This window comes from Exiguobacterium sp. s48, from assembly GCF_018617395.1.
Lineage (GTDB): Bacteria > Bacillota > Bacilli > Exiguobacteriales > Exiguobacteriaceae > Exiguobacterium.
The window spans coordinates 1,971,812-1,984,605 of sequence record NZ_JACSKC010000001.1 but is presented as its reverse complement, the minus strand read 5'-3'; the positions used below and the strand labels follow the sequence as shown (position 1 = coordinate 1,984,605).

Annotated in this window: 18 protein-coding genes and 1 riboswitch; of the genes, 16 read left to right on the top strand and 2 right to left on the bottom strand. The window is 48.6% G+C overall.

Features of this window, described 5'->3' with window-relative positions:
• The first annotated feature begins 14 nt into the window (after positions 1-14).
• Positions 15-692 (top strand): YjjG family noncanonical pyrimidine nucleotidase, encoded by a 678-nt coding sequence (locus KNO66_RS10045; RefSeq protein ID WP_214742282.1) that lies wholly within the window; start codon positions 15-17, stop codon positions 690-692.
• Positions 693-694: 2 nt separating this feature from the next.
• Here KNO66_RS10045 and KNO66_RS10040 read toward each other — a convergent pair whose 3' ends face one another.
• Positions 695-1,144, bottom strand: a complete 450-nt coding sequence (locus tag KNO66_RS10040; RefSeq protein WP_214742281.1) for an NUDIX hydrolase — start codon at positions 1,142-1,144, stop codon at positions 695-697.
• A 55-nt stretch (positions 1,145-1,199) separates the two neighbouring features.
• On the opposite strand from KNO66_RS10040, the gene KNO66_RS10035 reads away from it, so the two are divergent.
• The 11 genes from KNO66_RS10035 (at position 1,200) to KNO66_RS09985 (ending at position 9,366) form a co-directional block, all read left to right on the top strand.
• The gene (locus tag KNO66_RS10035; RefSeq protein ID WP_214742280.1) at positions 1,200-1,802 is read left to right on the top strand and encodes a pentapeptide repeat-containing protein; all 603 of its coding nucleotides are present in this window, start codon (positions 1,200-1,202) and stop codon (positions 1,800-1,802) included.
• Positions 1,799-2,626: an aminoglycoside 6-adenylyltransferase gene (locus tag KNO66_RS10030; protein ID WP_214742279.1), complete on the top strand. Its 828-nt coding sequence runs from the start codon at positions 1,799-1,801 to the stop codon at positions 2,624-2,626. The genes KNO66_RS10035 and KNO66_RS10030 overlap by 4 nt, the downstream gene beginning before the upstream one ends.
• Before the next feature lie 50 nt (positions 2,627-2,676).
• On the top strand, positions 2,677-2,829 hold the full coding sequence (locus KNO66_RS10025) for a hypothetical protein (protein WP_214742278.1): 153 nt from the start codon (positions 2,677-2,679) through the stop codon (positions 2,827-2,829).
• A 96-nt stretch (positions 2,830-2,925) separates the two neighbouring features.
• Positions 2,926-3,030: riboswitch (TPP riboswitch) on the top strand.
• Positions 3,031-3,118: 88 nt separating this feature from the next.
• A complete protein-coding gene (gene tenA / locus KNO66_RS10020; RefSeq protein WP_031421962.1) occupies positions 3,119-3,793 on the top strand; it encodes a thiaminase II in 675 nt (224 codons plus the stop codon).
• A complete protein-coding gene (gene thiM, locus KNO66_RS10015) occupies positions 3,790-4,581 on the top strand; it encodes a hydroxyethylthiazole kinase (RefSeq protein ID WP_214742277.1) in 792 nt (263 codons plus the stop codon). The genes tenA and thiM overlap by 4 nt, the downstream gene beginning before the upstream one ends.
• Positions 4,578-5,417: a bifunctional hydroxymethylpyrimidine kinase/phosphomethylpyrimidine kinase gene (gene thiD, locus KNO66_RS10010; RefSeq protein WP_214742276.1), complete on the top strand. Its 840-nt coding sequence runs from the start codon at positions 4,578-4,580 to the stop codon at positions 5,415-5,417. The genes thiM and thiD overlap by 4 nt, the downstream gene beginning before the upstream one ends.
• Positions 5,386-6,027: a thiamine phosphate synthase gene (gene thiE, locus KNO66_RS10005; RefSeq protein WP_214742275.1), complete on the top strand. Its 642-nt coding sequence runs from the start codon at positions 5,386-5,388 to the stop codon at positions 6,025-6,027. Before thiD ends, thiE begins: the two co-directional genes overlap by 32 nt.
• Positions 6,028-6,051: 24 nt before the next feature.
• A complete protein-coding gene (locus KNO66_RS10000; protein WP_214742274.1) occupies positions 6,052-6,690 on the top strand; it encodes an SDR family oxidoreductase in 639 nt (212 codons plus the stop codon).
• A gap of 112 nt (positions 6,691-6,802) precedes the next feature.
• Complete coding sequence (locus KNO66_RS09995; protein ID WP_214742273.1) at positions 6,803-8,368, top strand: GGDEF domain-containing protein; 1,566 nt, start codon at positions 6,803-6,805, stop codon at positions 8,366-8,368.
• Between the two features lie 42 nt (positions 8,369-8,410).
• The gene (locus KNO66_RS09990) at positions 8,411-8,860 is read left to right on the top strand and encodes an OsmC family protein (protein WP_214742272.1); all 450 of its coding nucleotides are present in this window, start codon (positions 8,411-8,413) and stop codon (positions 8,858-8,860) included.
• 62 nt (positions 8,861-8,922) lie between these two features.
• Positions 8,923-9,366 carry a GNAT family N-acetyltransferase gene (locus KNO66_RS09985; RefSeq protein WP_214742271.1) on the top strand — a complete coding sequence of 148 codons (444 nt, stop codon included), beginning with the start codon at positions 8,923-8,925 and terminating at the stop codon, positions 9,364-9,366.
• Here KNO66_RS09985 and KNO66_RS09980 read toward each other — a convergent pair.
• On the bottom strand, positions 9,363-9,809 hold the full coding sequence (locus KNO66_RS09980) for a DUF4385 domain-containing protein (RefSeq protein ID WP_214742270.1): 447 nt from the start codon (positions 9,807-9,809) through the stop codon (positions 9,363-9,365). The genes KNO66_RS09985 and KNO66_RS09980 overlap by 4 nt on opposite strands.
• Positions 9,810-9,884: 75 nt before the next feature.
• Between KNO66_RS09980 and KNO66_RS09975 the strand changes: the two genes are divergently transcribed.
• The 4 genes from KNO66_RS09975 (at position 9,885) to rbsD (ending at position 12,789) form a co-directional block, all read left to right on the top strand.
• Positions 9,885-10,427: a GNAT family N-acetyltransferase gene (locus KNO66_RS09975; protein ID WP_214742269.1), complete on the top strand. Its 543-nt coding sequence runs from the start codon at positions 9,885-9,887 to the stop codon at positions 10,425-10,427.
• Positions 10,428-10,534: 107 nt separating this feature from the next.
• Positions 10,535-11,512 (top strand): LacI family DNA-binding transcriptional regulator, encoded by a 978-nt coding sequence (locus tag KNO66_RS09970; RefSeq protein WP_214742268.1) that lies wholly within the window; start codon positions 10,535-10,537, stop codon positions 11,510-11,512.
• A gap of 3 nt (positions 11,513-11,515) precedes the next feature.
• Entirely contained in the window at positions 11,516-12,400 is an 885-nt protein-coding gene (gene rbsK, locus KNO66_RS09965; protein ID WP_214742267.1) for a ribokinase, read from the top strand.
• Complete coding sequence (rbsD, locus tag KNO66_RS09960) at positions 12,400-12,789, top strand: D-ribose pyranase (RefSeq protein ID WP_214742266.1); 390 nt, start codon at positions 12,400-12,402, stop codon at positions 12,787-12,789. The genes rbsK and rbsD overlap by 1 nt, the downstream gene beginning before the upstream one ends.
• The last annotated feature ends 5 nt before the right edge of the window (positions 12,790-12,794 follow it).

Sequence of the window (12,794 nt, the reverse complement as noted above, 5' to 3'; positions counted from 1 at the left end):
GGTTAGAAAGAAATATGAAATGTTATGAAGCGATTTTATTTGATATTGATGACACGCTATTAGACTTTAAACAAAGTGAACATGTCGCACTTGAGCAGTTACTTGCATCCTACAACGTCCGGATGACGGATGAAGTGAAAGCGCGCTATGTCGACATCAACACGGGTCTATGGCGCGCATTTGAGCGCGGCGAAGTGGACCGTGAGGAGGTACTCGTCGGTCGACATACGAAACTGTTCGATTCGCTCGGACTCACGGTCGACGGTTCGCAGGTCGAACAGCAATATCGTGACTATTTACATGCAGGTGTGCATATGGTTGATGGTGCTTTGGAGGTCGTGCAAAAGCTGAGCAACGACTATCCACTCTATATCGTCACAAACGGTGTGACGGAGACGCAATTCAAACGGTTAGAGTCATCTGGACTATTGCCGTACTTCCAAGATGTCTTCGTATCGGATGCGACCGGTTCGCAAAAACCGATGAAGCCGTTCTTTGACTATGTCTTCGACCGAATCCCGAACGTAGCGCCAGAGAAAGGCTTGATTATCGGTGACTCGGTCACGGCAGATATCGCCGGTGGGCGGATGTATGGGTTGGATACGTGCTGGTTCAATCCGAACGAAGTGGCCGCGACGATCGAGTCGACGTATGAGATTCAACATTTACATGAGTTGAAATCGCTACTCTAAGTTCAAGACGGATTGAGTGAATGAGCGGGCAAGCGATTTGGTAGTTGAGCAAGTACTTCTGGGTAGAGCGTGATGTCTTGAAGACGGTCAAGTTTTTGCCAACGATAGATGAGGTGGTCTCCTTCAGGTCCATAAAAGTCCCCGTCTTGGAGCGGGAGGTCACCATCTACATAAAAGTATAGTCCAATCTCATGGAACGGCTGGTCATTATAGGTAAACAAGTTCTCGTGCACGAATGCGAACTCGGTATCGGTCACACGCATATTCAGTTCTTCATGTAACTCGCGCGCGAGAGCCGTTGCGGCTTCTTCACCGAGCGTCACGCGACCACCAGGTAGTGCCCAAAAGTCATCCCGGACGTTTCGGTGAATCAATACGTGACCGTCCTTCACAAAAATACCAGCGACGCGGTAATTGAAGACGCCCTGTTCTGTCGGAAATACGAGATCCATCTATATCACTTCCAATCTTTGTAATCTATTCTAGTATACCTGAAGGAGGGATATTATGTTTCAATCACATACGCACTATCGAGATGAAGATTTTCGAGACGTGACGCTCCGTGACGAAGAGCTGTCACATGTCACGTTCGAGAACTGTCGCTTCACATACATCGATGCGACGGAACTACAGACGGAGCGCTGTCAGTTCATCAACTGCGATTTCACGGATTCGAAATGGAATGCGTCCCGTCATGTCGGAAGTTCATTTTTAAACTGTCAGTTTCATGGTGCCAACTTGTTCACGAGTGAGTTTGAACAATGCAAAATGACCGGGTCATCTTTTGAGGAGAGTCAGTTCGAGGGCGTCCGTGTAACAGAAGGGGACTGGTCGTTCGTCAATCTTCGTCATGTGTCGCTCAAGAAAATGGATTGGTCCCACGTTCGTTTAGTCGAGGCGGACTTGTACGGAACGGACTTGACCGAGACGGTTTGGCATCAGGCCGATTTGTCACGGGCGACACTTCAACATGCGGTATGCCGCGGTGCCGACTTTAGAGGAGCAGTTGTCGATGGGGTTGATTTTTCGAACGTGACGTTACAACAAACAAAATTAGACGCGATGCAGGCGATTCAAGTCGCGCGCTCATTGGGGGCGATTGTAGAATGAAACAAGAACAAATCATTGAACAGTTGGTCGCGTTCGCAAAAGAAAATGACCAAATTCGAACGGTCGTCTTGAACGGCTCGCTCGTCAATCCGAGTACTCGACCTGATCTGTATCAAGATGTCGACCTTGCCTTTTATGTGAAAGACGTTCAAGCGGTTGCGGCCGATCGTTCTTGGATCGACATATTTGGAGAGATCTTGATCATGCAGACACCTGAAACGGCTGATTCCGAACGACATGTAACGTTTTTAGTGCAATATGTGGGCGGACATCGGATTGATTTGACGATTCGAAGTGTGGATCAACTTGAAGGGATGCTTGAAGCCGACTCGCTCAGTCAAATAATCTTTGACCGAGATCATCATTCGGTCGTCACGCCGTCAGACAGATCGTATCGCGTGAAACGTCCGTCTGCTGACGAGTATGCAGCGTGTTGGAATGAGTTTTGGTGGGTATCGCTTTATGTCATCAAAGGAATCAAGCGACATCAAGTGCTATACGCGCTCGACCACCTCGACATCATGCGAAATATGCTCCGTCAGATGATGGAATGGAACATCGGCTATGCGACGGACTTCTCCGTGAATCTTGGGAAATCGGGAGACGGGATGCGCGACCACTTGCCGGAAGAGTTATGGGAGATGCTCGGGGCGACATATGCTTCAGCTGAATTGAGTTCTATTGAAGACACGCATGGCCGATTGCAGTCGCTCTTCTTCTTTTGTGCGCAACGTGTCGCCGAACAAGGCGATTTCGTGTTCCGAGAAGAAGAAGCTAGACGCGTTCGTGCTGCATGTGCAACCCTTCGACATTCGAACGATTAATGACGGCGTGAGCCGGGAAACGCTCCTTATAGAGAAAGGAGCGTTTTTTCATGAATCCATATACGACATTTATTGCTCTACTTGTCGGAAGTCTTGTCCTCTTTGTCGGTATTCGATTAAAAAAATGGCCGATTATTTTGGTCTCAATGCTTCCCCTCGGTCTTGTCGCATTTAATATGTATTTACTGATTACGGGACGCTAGTGTATAAACCGGGGATTTGACGATTTGAGCGAGAAAAGGTTTGCAACGGATGAAAAGATTGATAGAATGTGGTCGAAGACGACTGAATTTCATAATGTTTGCCACTAGGGGAGTCGCGTCACGCGGCTGAGATGGACATGGTCCAGACCCTTTGAACCTGATCTAGTTCACGCTAGCGTAGGGAAGTGGGCGAAACGACTCATCTGGTTTCATCTAGATATGACTGTTCGAGACGCCGCTTCCGTTATGGGAGGCGGCGTCTTTTTGACTATCATAAGGGGGAATTTAGATGAAATTCACAGATCACTTACGTCAAGAGGCAGATGGATTGTTTGAAGCAAGCTTTCATCACCCGTTTGTCCGTTCACTCGGAGAAGGGACGCTCGATGAGAAGAAATTCAGACATTATGTCATGCAAGACTCGTATTATTTGAATCAGTTTTCAAAAGTACAGGCCAAAGGAGCAACCCTCGCACCGACGATGGAGTTATCGAGCCGCTTTTTAACGCATGCCTTACACACAATCGAAGCGGAACTCTCACTCCATCGAGAGTTCTTTACGATGCTTAACGTGACGGATGTCGAATTGGCGACTTTTGAACCGGCCCCGACCGCTTATGCGTATGCGCTCCATATGCAGCAGGCAGGACCGACACTCGGAGACGTATTGGCGTCGATTCTTCCATGCTACTGGGTGTATTACGAGATTGGCGAACGTCTGAAAGACAAGCGTCCGGACCATCCGATTTATTCGGCCTGGATTGCGACGTACGGTTCAGAGTGGTTCCGTGAATTGGTGGAAGAACAAATCGATCGATTGGATGAACTGGCTGGTCAGGCGACGGAGGAGGAGCGCGTACGTTATACGAAACTGTTCTTGAAGAGTTGCTATTACGAAGTCGCCTTTTGGGAAATGGCGTGGACGCTTGAGTCGTGGACCTTGTCGCAGGAGGTCAACCAATGAGACATGAGATTTGGAACGAGGTTCGACAACAGGCTCCGTTGATCCACAACATCACAAATACGGTCGTGGCGAATTTTTCAGCGAATGGACTACTCGCAATCGGCGCCTCGCCAGTGATGGCAGATGCAATTGAAGAAGTGGCAGAGATGACATTCGTAAGCGATGCGCTCGTGTTAAATATCGGGACGCTTGGAACGATGACCGAAGCGACAATGATTCGTGCAGGGCAGGCGGCGAATGAAGCCGGATGTCCGATTGTCCTCGACCCAGTCGGAGTCGGAGCGACGTCATTTCGACGAGATGTGGTCGAACGCATTTTGCGTCACGTTCGTGTGTCGGTCATTCGAGGAAATGCAGGAGAGATTGCGACATTGATTGGCGTTGATTGGGCGACTCGTGGTGTCGATGCGGGTGACGGGGCATGCGAGCCGCGACAATTGGCGCTTGAAGCGGCGAAACGATACGGATGTGTCGTGGCCGTGACTGGCAAAGAAGATATGGTCAGTGACGGGAGTGTCGTCATGGAAATCCGCGGTGGGACGAAACGGATGACTGAGACGACCGGTACAGGGTGTTTACTCAGTGCGGTGGTCGGAGCTTGTCTAGCAGTCGAAAAGAATGCCCTCAAAGCGACAGTGACCGCCATGTCAGGCTATGCCTATTGCGGGGAGTTGGCGAGTGAACGGGCAGAAGGACCGGGAGACTTTCCGATTCACTTTTTAAATGCGCTCCATCAATTGACGCAACATGCCATCCCGACGAATCGAATCGAGGTGTCGACATCATGAGACCACAAGTGTTGACGATTGCAGGTTCTGACTCAGGAGGAGGGGCAGGCATTCAAGCCGATCTAAAAACGTTTCAAGAACTCGGTGTGTTCGGGACGAGCGTGATTACTGCCATCACTGCTCAAAATACACTTGGTGTTCATGGAATCGAAACGATTTCCTCGGAAATGATTACGAAGCAACTCGATGCGGTGGCAGACGATTTTCAGATTACGGCATGTAAAACCGGGATGTTGGTGGATGCAGAGCGGATTGAAGCGGTGGCGAATGCGCTTGAACGTCACCGTTTCGAGCATGTGGTGGTCGACCCTGTCATGGTGGCAAAAGGAGGCGCTTCCTTGTTACAAGAAAGTGCGGTCGAAGCACTGCGCACGAAGCTGCTACCACAGGCGACAGTCGTGACCCCGAATATTCCTGAAGCAGAAGTACTTGCTGGAATGACAATTCGAACCGAGGCAGACCGCATGAAAGCCGCGCAGGCGATTCAGCATCTCGGCGTCGATGTCGTCATTATTAAAGGTGGGCACACGGAAGAAGAGGATGCTGTTGATTTAATCATGACTGGAACTGAAGCGTTTCAAGTAAAGGCCCCTCGAATCCAGACGAAAGACACGCATGGGACGGGATGTACGTTCTCTGCCGCATTGACAGCTGAACTGGCATACGGGAAGACACTTCGTCAAGCTGTCGTAGATGCGAAACAATTTATCCATCAAGCCATCACGCATGGATTATCGCTTGGACAAGGTCATGGACCGACGAATCACTGGGGACATCGTTTAGCGAAAGAAGAGGTGATTACCGTTGACGTTCTATACGAAACAAGCACTCGCTGAGCAGCTCCGTCTTTACTTTGTTTGTGGGACGATGAATACAGACGATGTAGTGAAGACTCTAGAAACGGCACTTCGATGTGGTGTGACATGTTTTCAATTTCGCGAAAAAGGTAAAGATGCATTGTATGGAGATGAAAAAGAAGCGATGGCAAGGACGCTCCAACGTCTGTGTCGAGAAGCAGGTGTTCCGTTCATCGTCAATGACGACGTCGACTTGGCGCTCACGATTGACGCGGATGGCATCCATGTTGGACAGGATGACTTATCTGCTGAACGCGTTCGGGAACGACTAGGACCTGATAAATGGTTAGGGGTGTCTGTCCATACGATGGAGGAAGTCAGAACGGCTCTTCCGTTTGCGGATTATGTCGGCATCGGTCCGATTCATGAGACGCAAAGTAAGTTGGATGCGGGACATGTGCGTGGTACGGAACTGATTCAACAAGTTCGCCGACACTACCCACTGCTTCCGATTGTGGGGATCGGGGGCATTCGTCCAAAGCATGTCCCTGCTATTATGGCTGACGGGGCTGACGGCGTTGCCGTCATCTCTGCCATCGCTTCTGCACCGGATGTAGCAACGGCTACCCGGCGTTTCGCTTGTCTCTGAATTCATTTTTGAGGAGGAAGACAGATGAACGTATTTGTTATCGGTGCAAACGGTCAGATTGGTCACCAATTGGTGGAGAAGTTACACAAGGAAGGAAAGCACAGCGTCACGGCGATGGTGCGCAAAGAAGAACAACTAAATGACTTCAAGTCAAAAGGATACAACGCAGTACTCGGAGACCTCGAAGGCTCGGTTGAAGATTTGCAGAAGGCGATGGACGGAATGGATGCCGTCGTGTTCGCTGCAGGTTCTGGTGGAAGCACTGGGGCAGATAAGACCCTCTTGATTGACCTAGACGGTGCAGCGAAGAGTATTGAAGCCGCGCAAGCGAACGGGAACATCAAACACTTCGTCATGGTCAGCGCCTTGAAAGCAGAGGATCGCTCGGCTTGGCCAGATTCGATGAAACCGTACTATGTCGCGAAACATCATGCAGACCGCTTACTCGAACAGAGTGGTCTCACGTACACGATTGTTCGTCCGGGTGCATTGACAGACGATGCGGGTACGGGCAAAGTGAATACGAAGTTTGAGGGTAGCGGAGAGATTCCGCGTGAAGACGTGGCCTCATTCTTGGTGCACGTCCTTCATAATCATTCGCATGCGCAGAACAAAGCGATTGATTTAATTAAAGGGGATACCCCGATTGAAGAGACGTTGTAAGGTTTATTGAGTGAGAGACGGGATGTGAACCATCCCGTTTTTTGTCGCTTTCAAAAGGGAAAAGTACGCAGAATAACGAATAATAGAAGACGAACAGGTGAGGAGGTTCCACATGACCGAGATGTTTATTTATCTGGCGGTCTATTTGTTGCCGTCATTTTTACTCGGCTTTTTAGCACTCGATGTCTTTCAACGCAATCCGAATAAAGTGGAGCATCGTTTGCTGAGCCTGTTTGTGTTCGGTTATTCGATGCTCTTCTTGGCGGAGTTTGTCCGTCATCTTTCTCCAATCGAATATAGTCCAGCACTCATCGCCTATTGGTTTGGAAATGCAGGGATTCTGATTTTTATCTTTTCCGTGCACTTCATCTTGAACATCACAGGTGTTGGAGCGAAGGCACCGCGATGGATTTATCCATGGGCCGTTTACTTACCATTGATTCCGGTCATCCTGACATATATTCGTCGAGAAAATATCACGAACAGTCAACAGTTTGAACAGATCGGGATTTGGATTTACCCAGAGTTCAATTCATCTTATTTGATTACGTTGACGGTCGGGAATATTTTTCATTCTTTGATTATTGGTCTGATTTTTTATGCATTACGACGAACGGAACGAAGAGAACATCAGCGTGTATTGCGTATGCTATTTTGGACGGCGATTGTCATCTTGATATGGGATATCGTATTCGGTTATTTTCAATTCCGTGGTCTCATCCCGCCGTACTCTTATATGTATGGAGGACTCGTTTGGGCAGTCGCTTTGGTCATTGCGATGAACCGATTGGACTTTTTGACCTCTTATGTGAAACGCTACGGGACCTTATATAATTTGAACCCCTCAGCGATTTTACTGCTTGACCCGGACGGCAGAGTAGAGAGCGCCAATCCGGCCGCACGAACATTGTTCCATACGGTGCGTGTCATGAATGAACGTTTTATTGATTTATTGCCAGAAAAGAAAAAGACAGAGTGGATGGAGCACTACAGTCAACACTTTCGGACACGGAAAAAGTTTTTGGAGTTCGAAACGAAGATTATGACGAAATCCGGCCAAGAACGGTATGTCGTCATTGATGGGGACTTCGTCGATATCGACCGCACGATTCACGGGATGATCATCATTCGGGATGTTCACTCGTTTAAAGAAGCCGAGCAAACAATCCGTTTCTTCGCTTATCATGACCCGCTCACAAAATTAGCGAATCGGCGTGCGTTTTATGAGCGGGCGGACCATGCGTTGCTTGATTCCGCCAGATTGTCTTTGCTGATTATTGATTTAGATGGCTTCAAGGCGGTTAACGACACGTATGGTCATCAGATCGGGGATCATTTCTTAACACACTTAGGTGGCCTGTTAGAGACGTCGACACGAGACGTCGGATTGGCCTCTCGAGTTGGCGGGGACGAATTTTATATTTATTTAGTGGATTTAACGGAATCGGAAGTGCGCGACTTTATTCATAAACTTCAGATGACATTGAATCAGAACCCATATCAAACGTCGGATGTGACGATTCCAATCCGAGCAAGTATTGGGGTCAGTCACGCCCCAGAACAAGGGACGGATTTAGATACGTTGATTCATAAAGCGGACCAGGCGATGTATCAAATCAAGCAGGATGGAAAAAATGACTATGCCATCTACGATGATGCGTTACATGGTCCGAAATAACGGGAAGAAAGTAGTGGTTGATTTTTGAAAGGAGGATGACATATGTCTGATAGACCGTTAGTGACAATGCGTGCCGAGGGAGAAGCGGGAGGCGTCAAGACGACTGTACGTGTAGGCGAGCACACCCCATTTATCGTAGATGAGCCGGAACGACTCGGTGGAACGAATAAGGGACCGAATCCACTCGAGTATCTTCTCGGTGCCCAATCGTCTTGTACAACCATTATGATTGCCTATGCCGCTCAGGATTTAAACTTCGAGTACGAAGGAGTCGAATTTGTGACGGAAGGAACGCTCGATCCACGAGGGTTCCAAGGGATGGAAGGTGTCCGAACATATTTTGAGTCGACGCATATGAAAGTTGTGTTGGATACGACCGAATCGGATGAACGGATTGAAGCATTAAGAAAGGCTGTCGAGGCACGCTGTCCGATTCATAATTTGATGCACGCAGCAGACGTGGCGATGACGGCAGAATGGACTCGAAAATAAGGATGAGGGCGACCTCATCTTTTTTACATAGAACTTGTGAAAAGAGTACGGAGGGAAGACGAATGTATCACCGACCGATGACGCGTGAATGGGCAGGTCAAATTCAAGAATGGACGTACGGAGCTCCTTATGACTTCTATAATCAACCGCCTTCTGAAGAGGGCATCGCCGAGTTGATGACGTATCAGGCGATTGTAGCGGAGCATGAGCTGATTGGATTTTATTGCATCGGTGTTGCTGCACAAGTACCCAATTCGACATATCTATATTCTTCAGATTTCACGGACATCGGATTGGGGCTACGACCTGATTTGACGGGACAAGGATATGGAAAATCGTTTGTAACATACATCGTGGAGAGAGCGATGGAACGAAGAAAACCGCTTCGTTTGACCGTCGCCTCTTTTAACGAACGAGCGATTCATCTATACGAAACGGTTGGATTTCGTACCATCACATCATTTGAGCGAAATGAGGTTCCGTTCCAAGTGATGGTGCGCGATTAACCATATTTTTTTTGATGTGCCTTTTTACGTCGCAAATAATCCTCATCGGCACGGAGTTGATCCCAATATGTTTTAAAGATACGGGCAGATTCTGCCTTCTCTTCGTCGATTTCGCGCTCGTGAATGTCACCATCTTCTTTATATTTACGACCGCCTTTATAATTGGCATAGCGCCGGGCCCGTGTATACCCCATTTGGATGAACTTTCGAGCCATGTCCATCCCGACGAAATCATCGTTCGCACGATACGCTTCAAACAATTCCATGATTTCTTCGGCAGATTGTTTCGCAATCTCAGGCGTCTTGAATCGCCAATGGGGCAAAATCTCACTTTTATACGGCTCAACGAGTAGTACTCCTTGTTCGCCACGGCCGACCCGGTACAGTTCCGGTTGTTGTCGGAAGTCGATTTCATCGAAGTTTAAGTCATAATCAAATGGCATGTTCATTCCTCCTCGCCTAACGTTTTCCCATTAGGTCGGGGAAAGAAACAACTTGAAGGAAAAGGATGGGTTAGTATGATCAAGATGGAGACAGAACGATTGATCTTAAGAGCATTTACGCTAGAAGACGCAGAAGATATGTACCATTATGCAAAAGATGATCGAGTCGGACCGATGGCTGGTTGGGCACCTCATGAATCGATTGACGAAACGAGGGACGTCATTCAACTGTTTATCGAGGAAAAAGACGTGTGGGCAATCGTCTTGAAAGAGACCGGGCAAGTGATCGGTAGCATCGGGTTACATGATCGAAGACCGGACTCGTCGATTCAACATGATGCACAGCGTGAGATCGGTTATGTGCTCAGCCCCGATTATTGGGGAAATGGTTACGCGCCAGAAGCCGTTCAGGCGATGATTCGATTCGGATTTGAAGCGTTAGGACTGGAGCGAATCTGGTGTGGCTATTTTAGCTTCAATGACCAATCGCGACGCGTCGTTGAGAAATGTGGGTTCACTTATGCGTTCACGAAAACGCAAGAATTGACCCGACTCGATGGACGAACGGTAGAAAACCTCGTCCATGTCCAACTAAATCCGACGTTTTCTACACATTGAAGCACTGTTTCAATGTGTTTTTCTATGAAATCATAAAAAACTATTGATATGTAACCGGTTACACATTAAGATGGTTTTGTAAGCGTTTCCAGAACGGAGGATGTCAAATGGCGACCATCAAACAAGTAGCAAAACATGCGAATGTCTCAGTGGCGACCGTATCACGCGTCATGAACAAAAGCGGATATGTGAGCGAAGAGGCGAAAGAAGCAGTCGAAAAGGCGATTTCGGAACTGAACTACGCACCGAACCGAGTCGCGCGTTCACTTTATAAAAAATCGTCGAATTTGATTGGACTCATCATGCCAGACATCACAAACCCGTTCTTTCCACAGCTGGCTCGGGCAATTGAAGATGTCGCCAATCAGCATGGGTATCAAGTCGTCTTATGTAACACGGACGAACAACTGGAAAAAGAACAGACGTATTTAGTCGCCTTGCAAACGATGCATGTCGACGGTTTGATTATCACGACGAATCATTCGCACAATCCGAATTATGAAACGTTGAATTTACCGATGGTCGCACTTGACCGAATCGTCAAAGCGGGAATCGATGCGGTTATATCGGACGGATACGAGGGCGGAAAATTGGCGGCCAACACGTTGATACAGCGTGGGGCGATGCGACTTGCACATATTGCCGGACCCGATCATCTTAAAACGGTTCAGCGTCGAACCGAAGGATTTGTCGAGGTGGCCGGCGATCGACTCGTCGGGATGACCGAGTCCGCGTTCGCATTTAAAGATGCATTGAAAGCATCCCAAGAGCTATTCGACCATGCTTGGCCGTTTGATGGCATCTTCGCAGCGAACGATGTGATTGCAGCCGCGGTGTTGCAGGAAGCCGTCCGTCGGAACATTCGTGTCCCGGAAGAACTACAGGTCATCGGATATGACGGAATCGAGCTAGGCGAGATGACGTCCCCGCCACTGACGACCATCGTGCAACCCATCTATGAGATGGGTCGAGTCGCGACCGAGCGATTGCTAGATTTGATTGAGAAGAAAGATACACGACCAAAAGAGATGTTATTACCAGTCGCATTGTTAGAGAGACAAACGACAAAGCGGAAGGAGAGATAAAGAATGAAACGCATTGTTGTCATTGGCAGTATATCGATGGACCTTGTCGTCACGTCCGACAAACGTCCGCAAGCAGGGGAAACCGTCATCGGCGAGTCGTTCCGTACCGTTCCAGGGGGGAAAGGTGCGAACCAGGCAGTCGCTGCTTCTAAATTAGGGAGTGCAGTTCAGATGGTCGGTTGTGTAGGGGACGACCCGTTCGGTCAACAGGTTGTTGAAAATTTTAAACAGCATGGCGTCGATGTTTCGCACGTTCAGGTCGTACCGAATGAAGTGACGGGTACAGCCCATATCGTATTGGCTGAAGAAGATAATTCAATTGTCGTCGTCCAATCGGCGAACAAGCAAGTCATTTTCACGGAAGAGGAACTGGATCATCTTTTCGATGAGCAGTCGTTCGTACTCTTACAGCTCGAGATTCCAATCGAGACCGTTCGACAAGTGACCGCTTACTGCAAAAAGAAAGGAATCCCAGTACTATTGAATCCGGCTCCGTCTCAATCGCTCCCGTTAGAAGTGATTGAAGACGTCACGTACTTGACGCCGAACGAACATGAATGCCGGGATTTATTTAAGGGGTTATCCGTGGATGATGTTCTCAAACGATATCCGAACAAGTTACTCGTCACGGAAGGCGTTCGTGGTGTCCGATTCCATGATGGACAAGAAGTGCGGCATGTGCCAGCCATCCGAGCGAACGTCGTCGACACAACAGGAGCTGGTGACACGTTCAACGGTGCGCTCGCTGTCTCCCTCATCGAGCAAGAGGATTTAGAGACGGCCGTACGGTTTGCCGTAGTCGCGTCCGGTATGAGTGTCGAAGGGTTTGGCGCACAAGGTGGTATGCCGACACGAGAAGATGTACAACAACGATTGGAGCGCGTGTAATGAAAAAACATGGGATTTTAAACAGTCATTTAGCAAAAATCTTTGCCGATCTCGGACATACAGACCGTGTTGTCATCGCCGATTGTGGGCTACCGATTCCAGACGGTGTGAAGCGGGTCGATCTTAGCCTTCGCATCGGAGAACCTTCCTTTCTAGAAGTGCTCGATGTCGTCGAATCGGATTTGGTCGTCGAGCGCATCACGATTGCCGAGGAAATCATCGCGCATAATCCGACGATTGCAGATTCACTGAAAGAACGATACACGAGTATCGATATGTGTTCGCATGAAGACTTCAAACGAGAGGTCGCACAAGCAAAAGTGGTCATTCGAACTGGGGAAGCGACACCTTACGCCAACGTCATTTTACACGCCGGGGTCATTTTTTAAGGGGG

What these genes read in the sequence shown, in the direction of transcription:
- KNO66_RS10045 (WP_214742282.1), top strand. Translation starts at nt 15, where the DNA reads ATGAAATGTTATGAAGCGATTTTATTTGATATTGATGACACGCTATTA.
- KNO66_RS10040 (WP_214742281.1), bottom strand. Translation starts at nt 1,144, where the DNA reads ATGGATCTCGTATTTCCGACAGAACAGGGCGTCTTCAATTACCGCGTC.
- KNO66_RS10035 (WP_214742280.1), top strand. Translation starts at nt 1,200, where the DNA reads ATGTTTCAATCACATACGCACTATCGAGATGAAGATTTTCGAGACGTG.
- KNO66_RS10030 (WP_214742279.1), top strand. Translation starts at nt 1,799, where the DNA reads ATGAAACAAGAACAAATCATTGAACAGTTGGTCGCGTTCGCAAAAGAA.
- KNO66_RS10025 (WP_214742278.1), top strand. Translation starts at nt 2,677, where the DNA reads ATGAATCCATATACGACATTTATTGCTCTACTTGTCGGAAGTCTTGTC.
- tenA (WP_031421962.1), top strand. Translation starts at nt 3,119, where the DNA reads ATGAAATTCACAGATCACTTACGTCAAGAGGCAGATGGATTGTTTGAA.
- thiM (WP_214742277.1), top strand. Translation starts at nt 3,790, where the DNA reads ATGAGACATGAGATTTGGAACGAGGTTCGACAACAGGCTCCGTTGATC.
- thiD (WP_214742276.1), top strand. Translation starts at nt 4,578, where the DNA reads ATGAGACCACAAGTGTTGACGATTGCAGGTTCTGACTCAGGAGGAGGG.
- KNO66_RS10000 (WP_214742274.1), top strand. Translation starts at nt 6,052, where the DNA reads ATGAACGTATTTGTTATCGGTGCAAACGGTCAGATTGGTCACCAATTG.
- KNO66_RS09995 (WP_214742273.1), top strand. Translation starts at nt 6,803, where the DNA reads ATGACCGAGATGTTTATTTATCTGGCGGTCTATTTGTTGCCGTCATTT.
- KNO66_RS09990 (WP_214742272.1), top strand. Translation starts at nt 8,411, where the DNA reads ATGTCTGATAGACCGTTAGTGACAATGCGTGCCGAGGGAGAAGCGGGA.
- KNO66_RS09985 (WP_214742271.1), top strand. Translation starts at nt 8,923, where the DNA reads ATGTATCACCGACCGATGACGCGTGAATGGGCAGGTCAAATTCAAGAA.
- KNO66_RS09980 (WP_214742270.1), bottom strand. Translation starts at nt 9,809, where the DNA reads ATGCCATTTGATTATGACTTAAACTTCGATGAAATCGACTTCCGACAA.
- KNO66_RS09975 (WP_214742269.1), top strand. Translation starts at nt 9,885, where the DNA reads ATGATCAAGATGGAGACAGAACGATTGATCTTAAGAGCATTTACGCTA.
- KNO66_RS09970 (WP_214742268.1), top strand. Translation starts at nt 10,535, where the DNA reads ATGGCGACCATCAAACAAGTAGCAAAACATGCGAATGTCTCAGTGGCG.
- rbsK (WP_214742267.1), top strand. Translation starts at nt 11,516, where the DNA reads ATGAAACGCATTGTTGTCATTGGCAGTATATCGATGGACCTTGTCGTC.
- rbsD (WP_214742266.1), top strand. Translation starts at nt 12,400, where the DNA reads ATGAAAAAACATGGGATTTTAAACAGTCATTTAGCAAAAATCTTTGCC.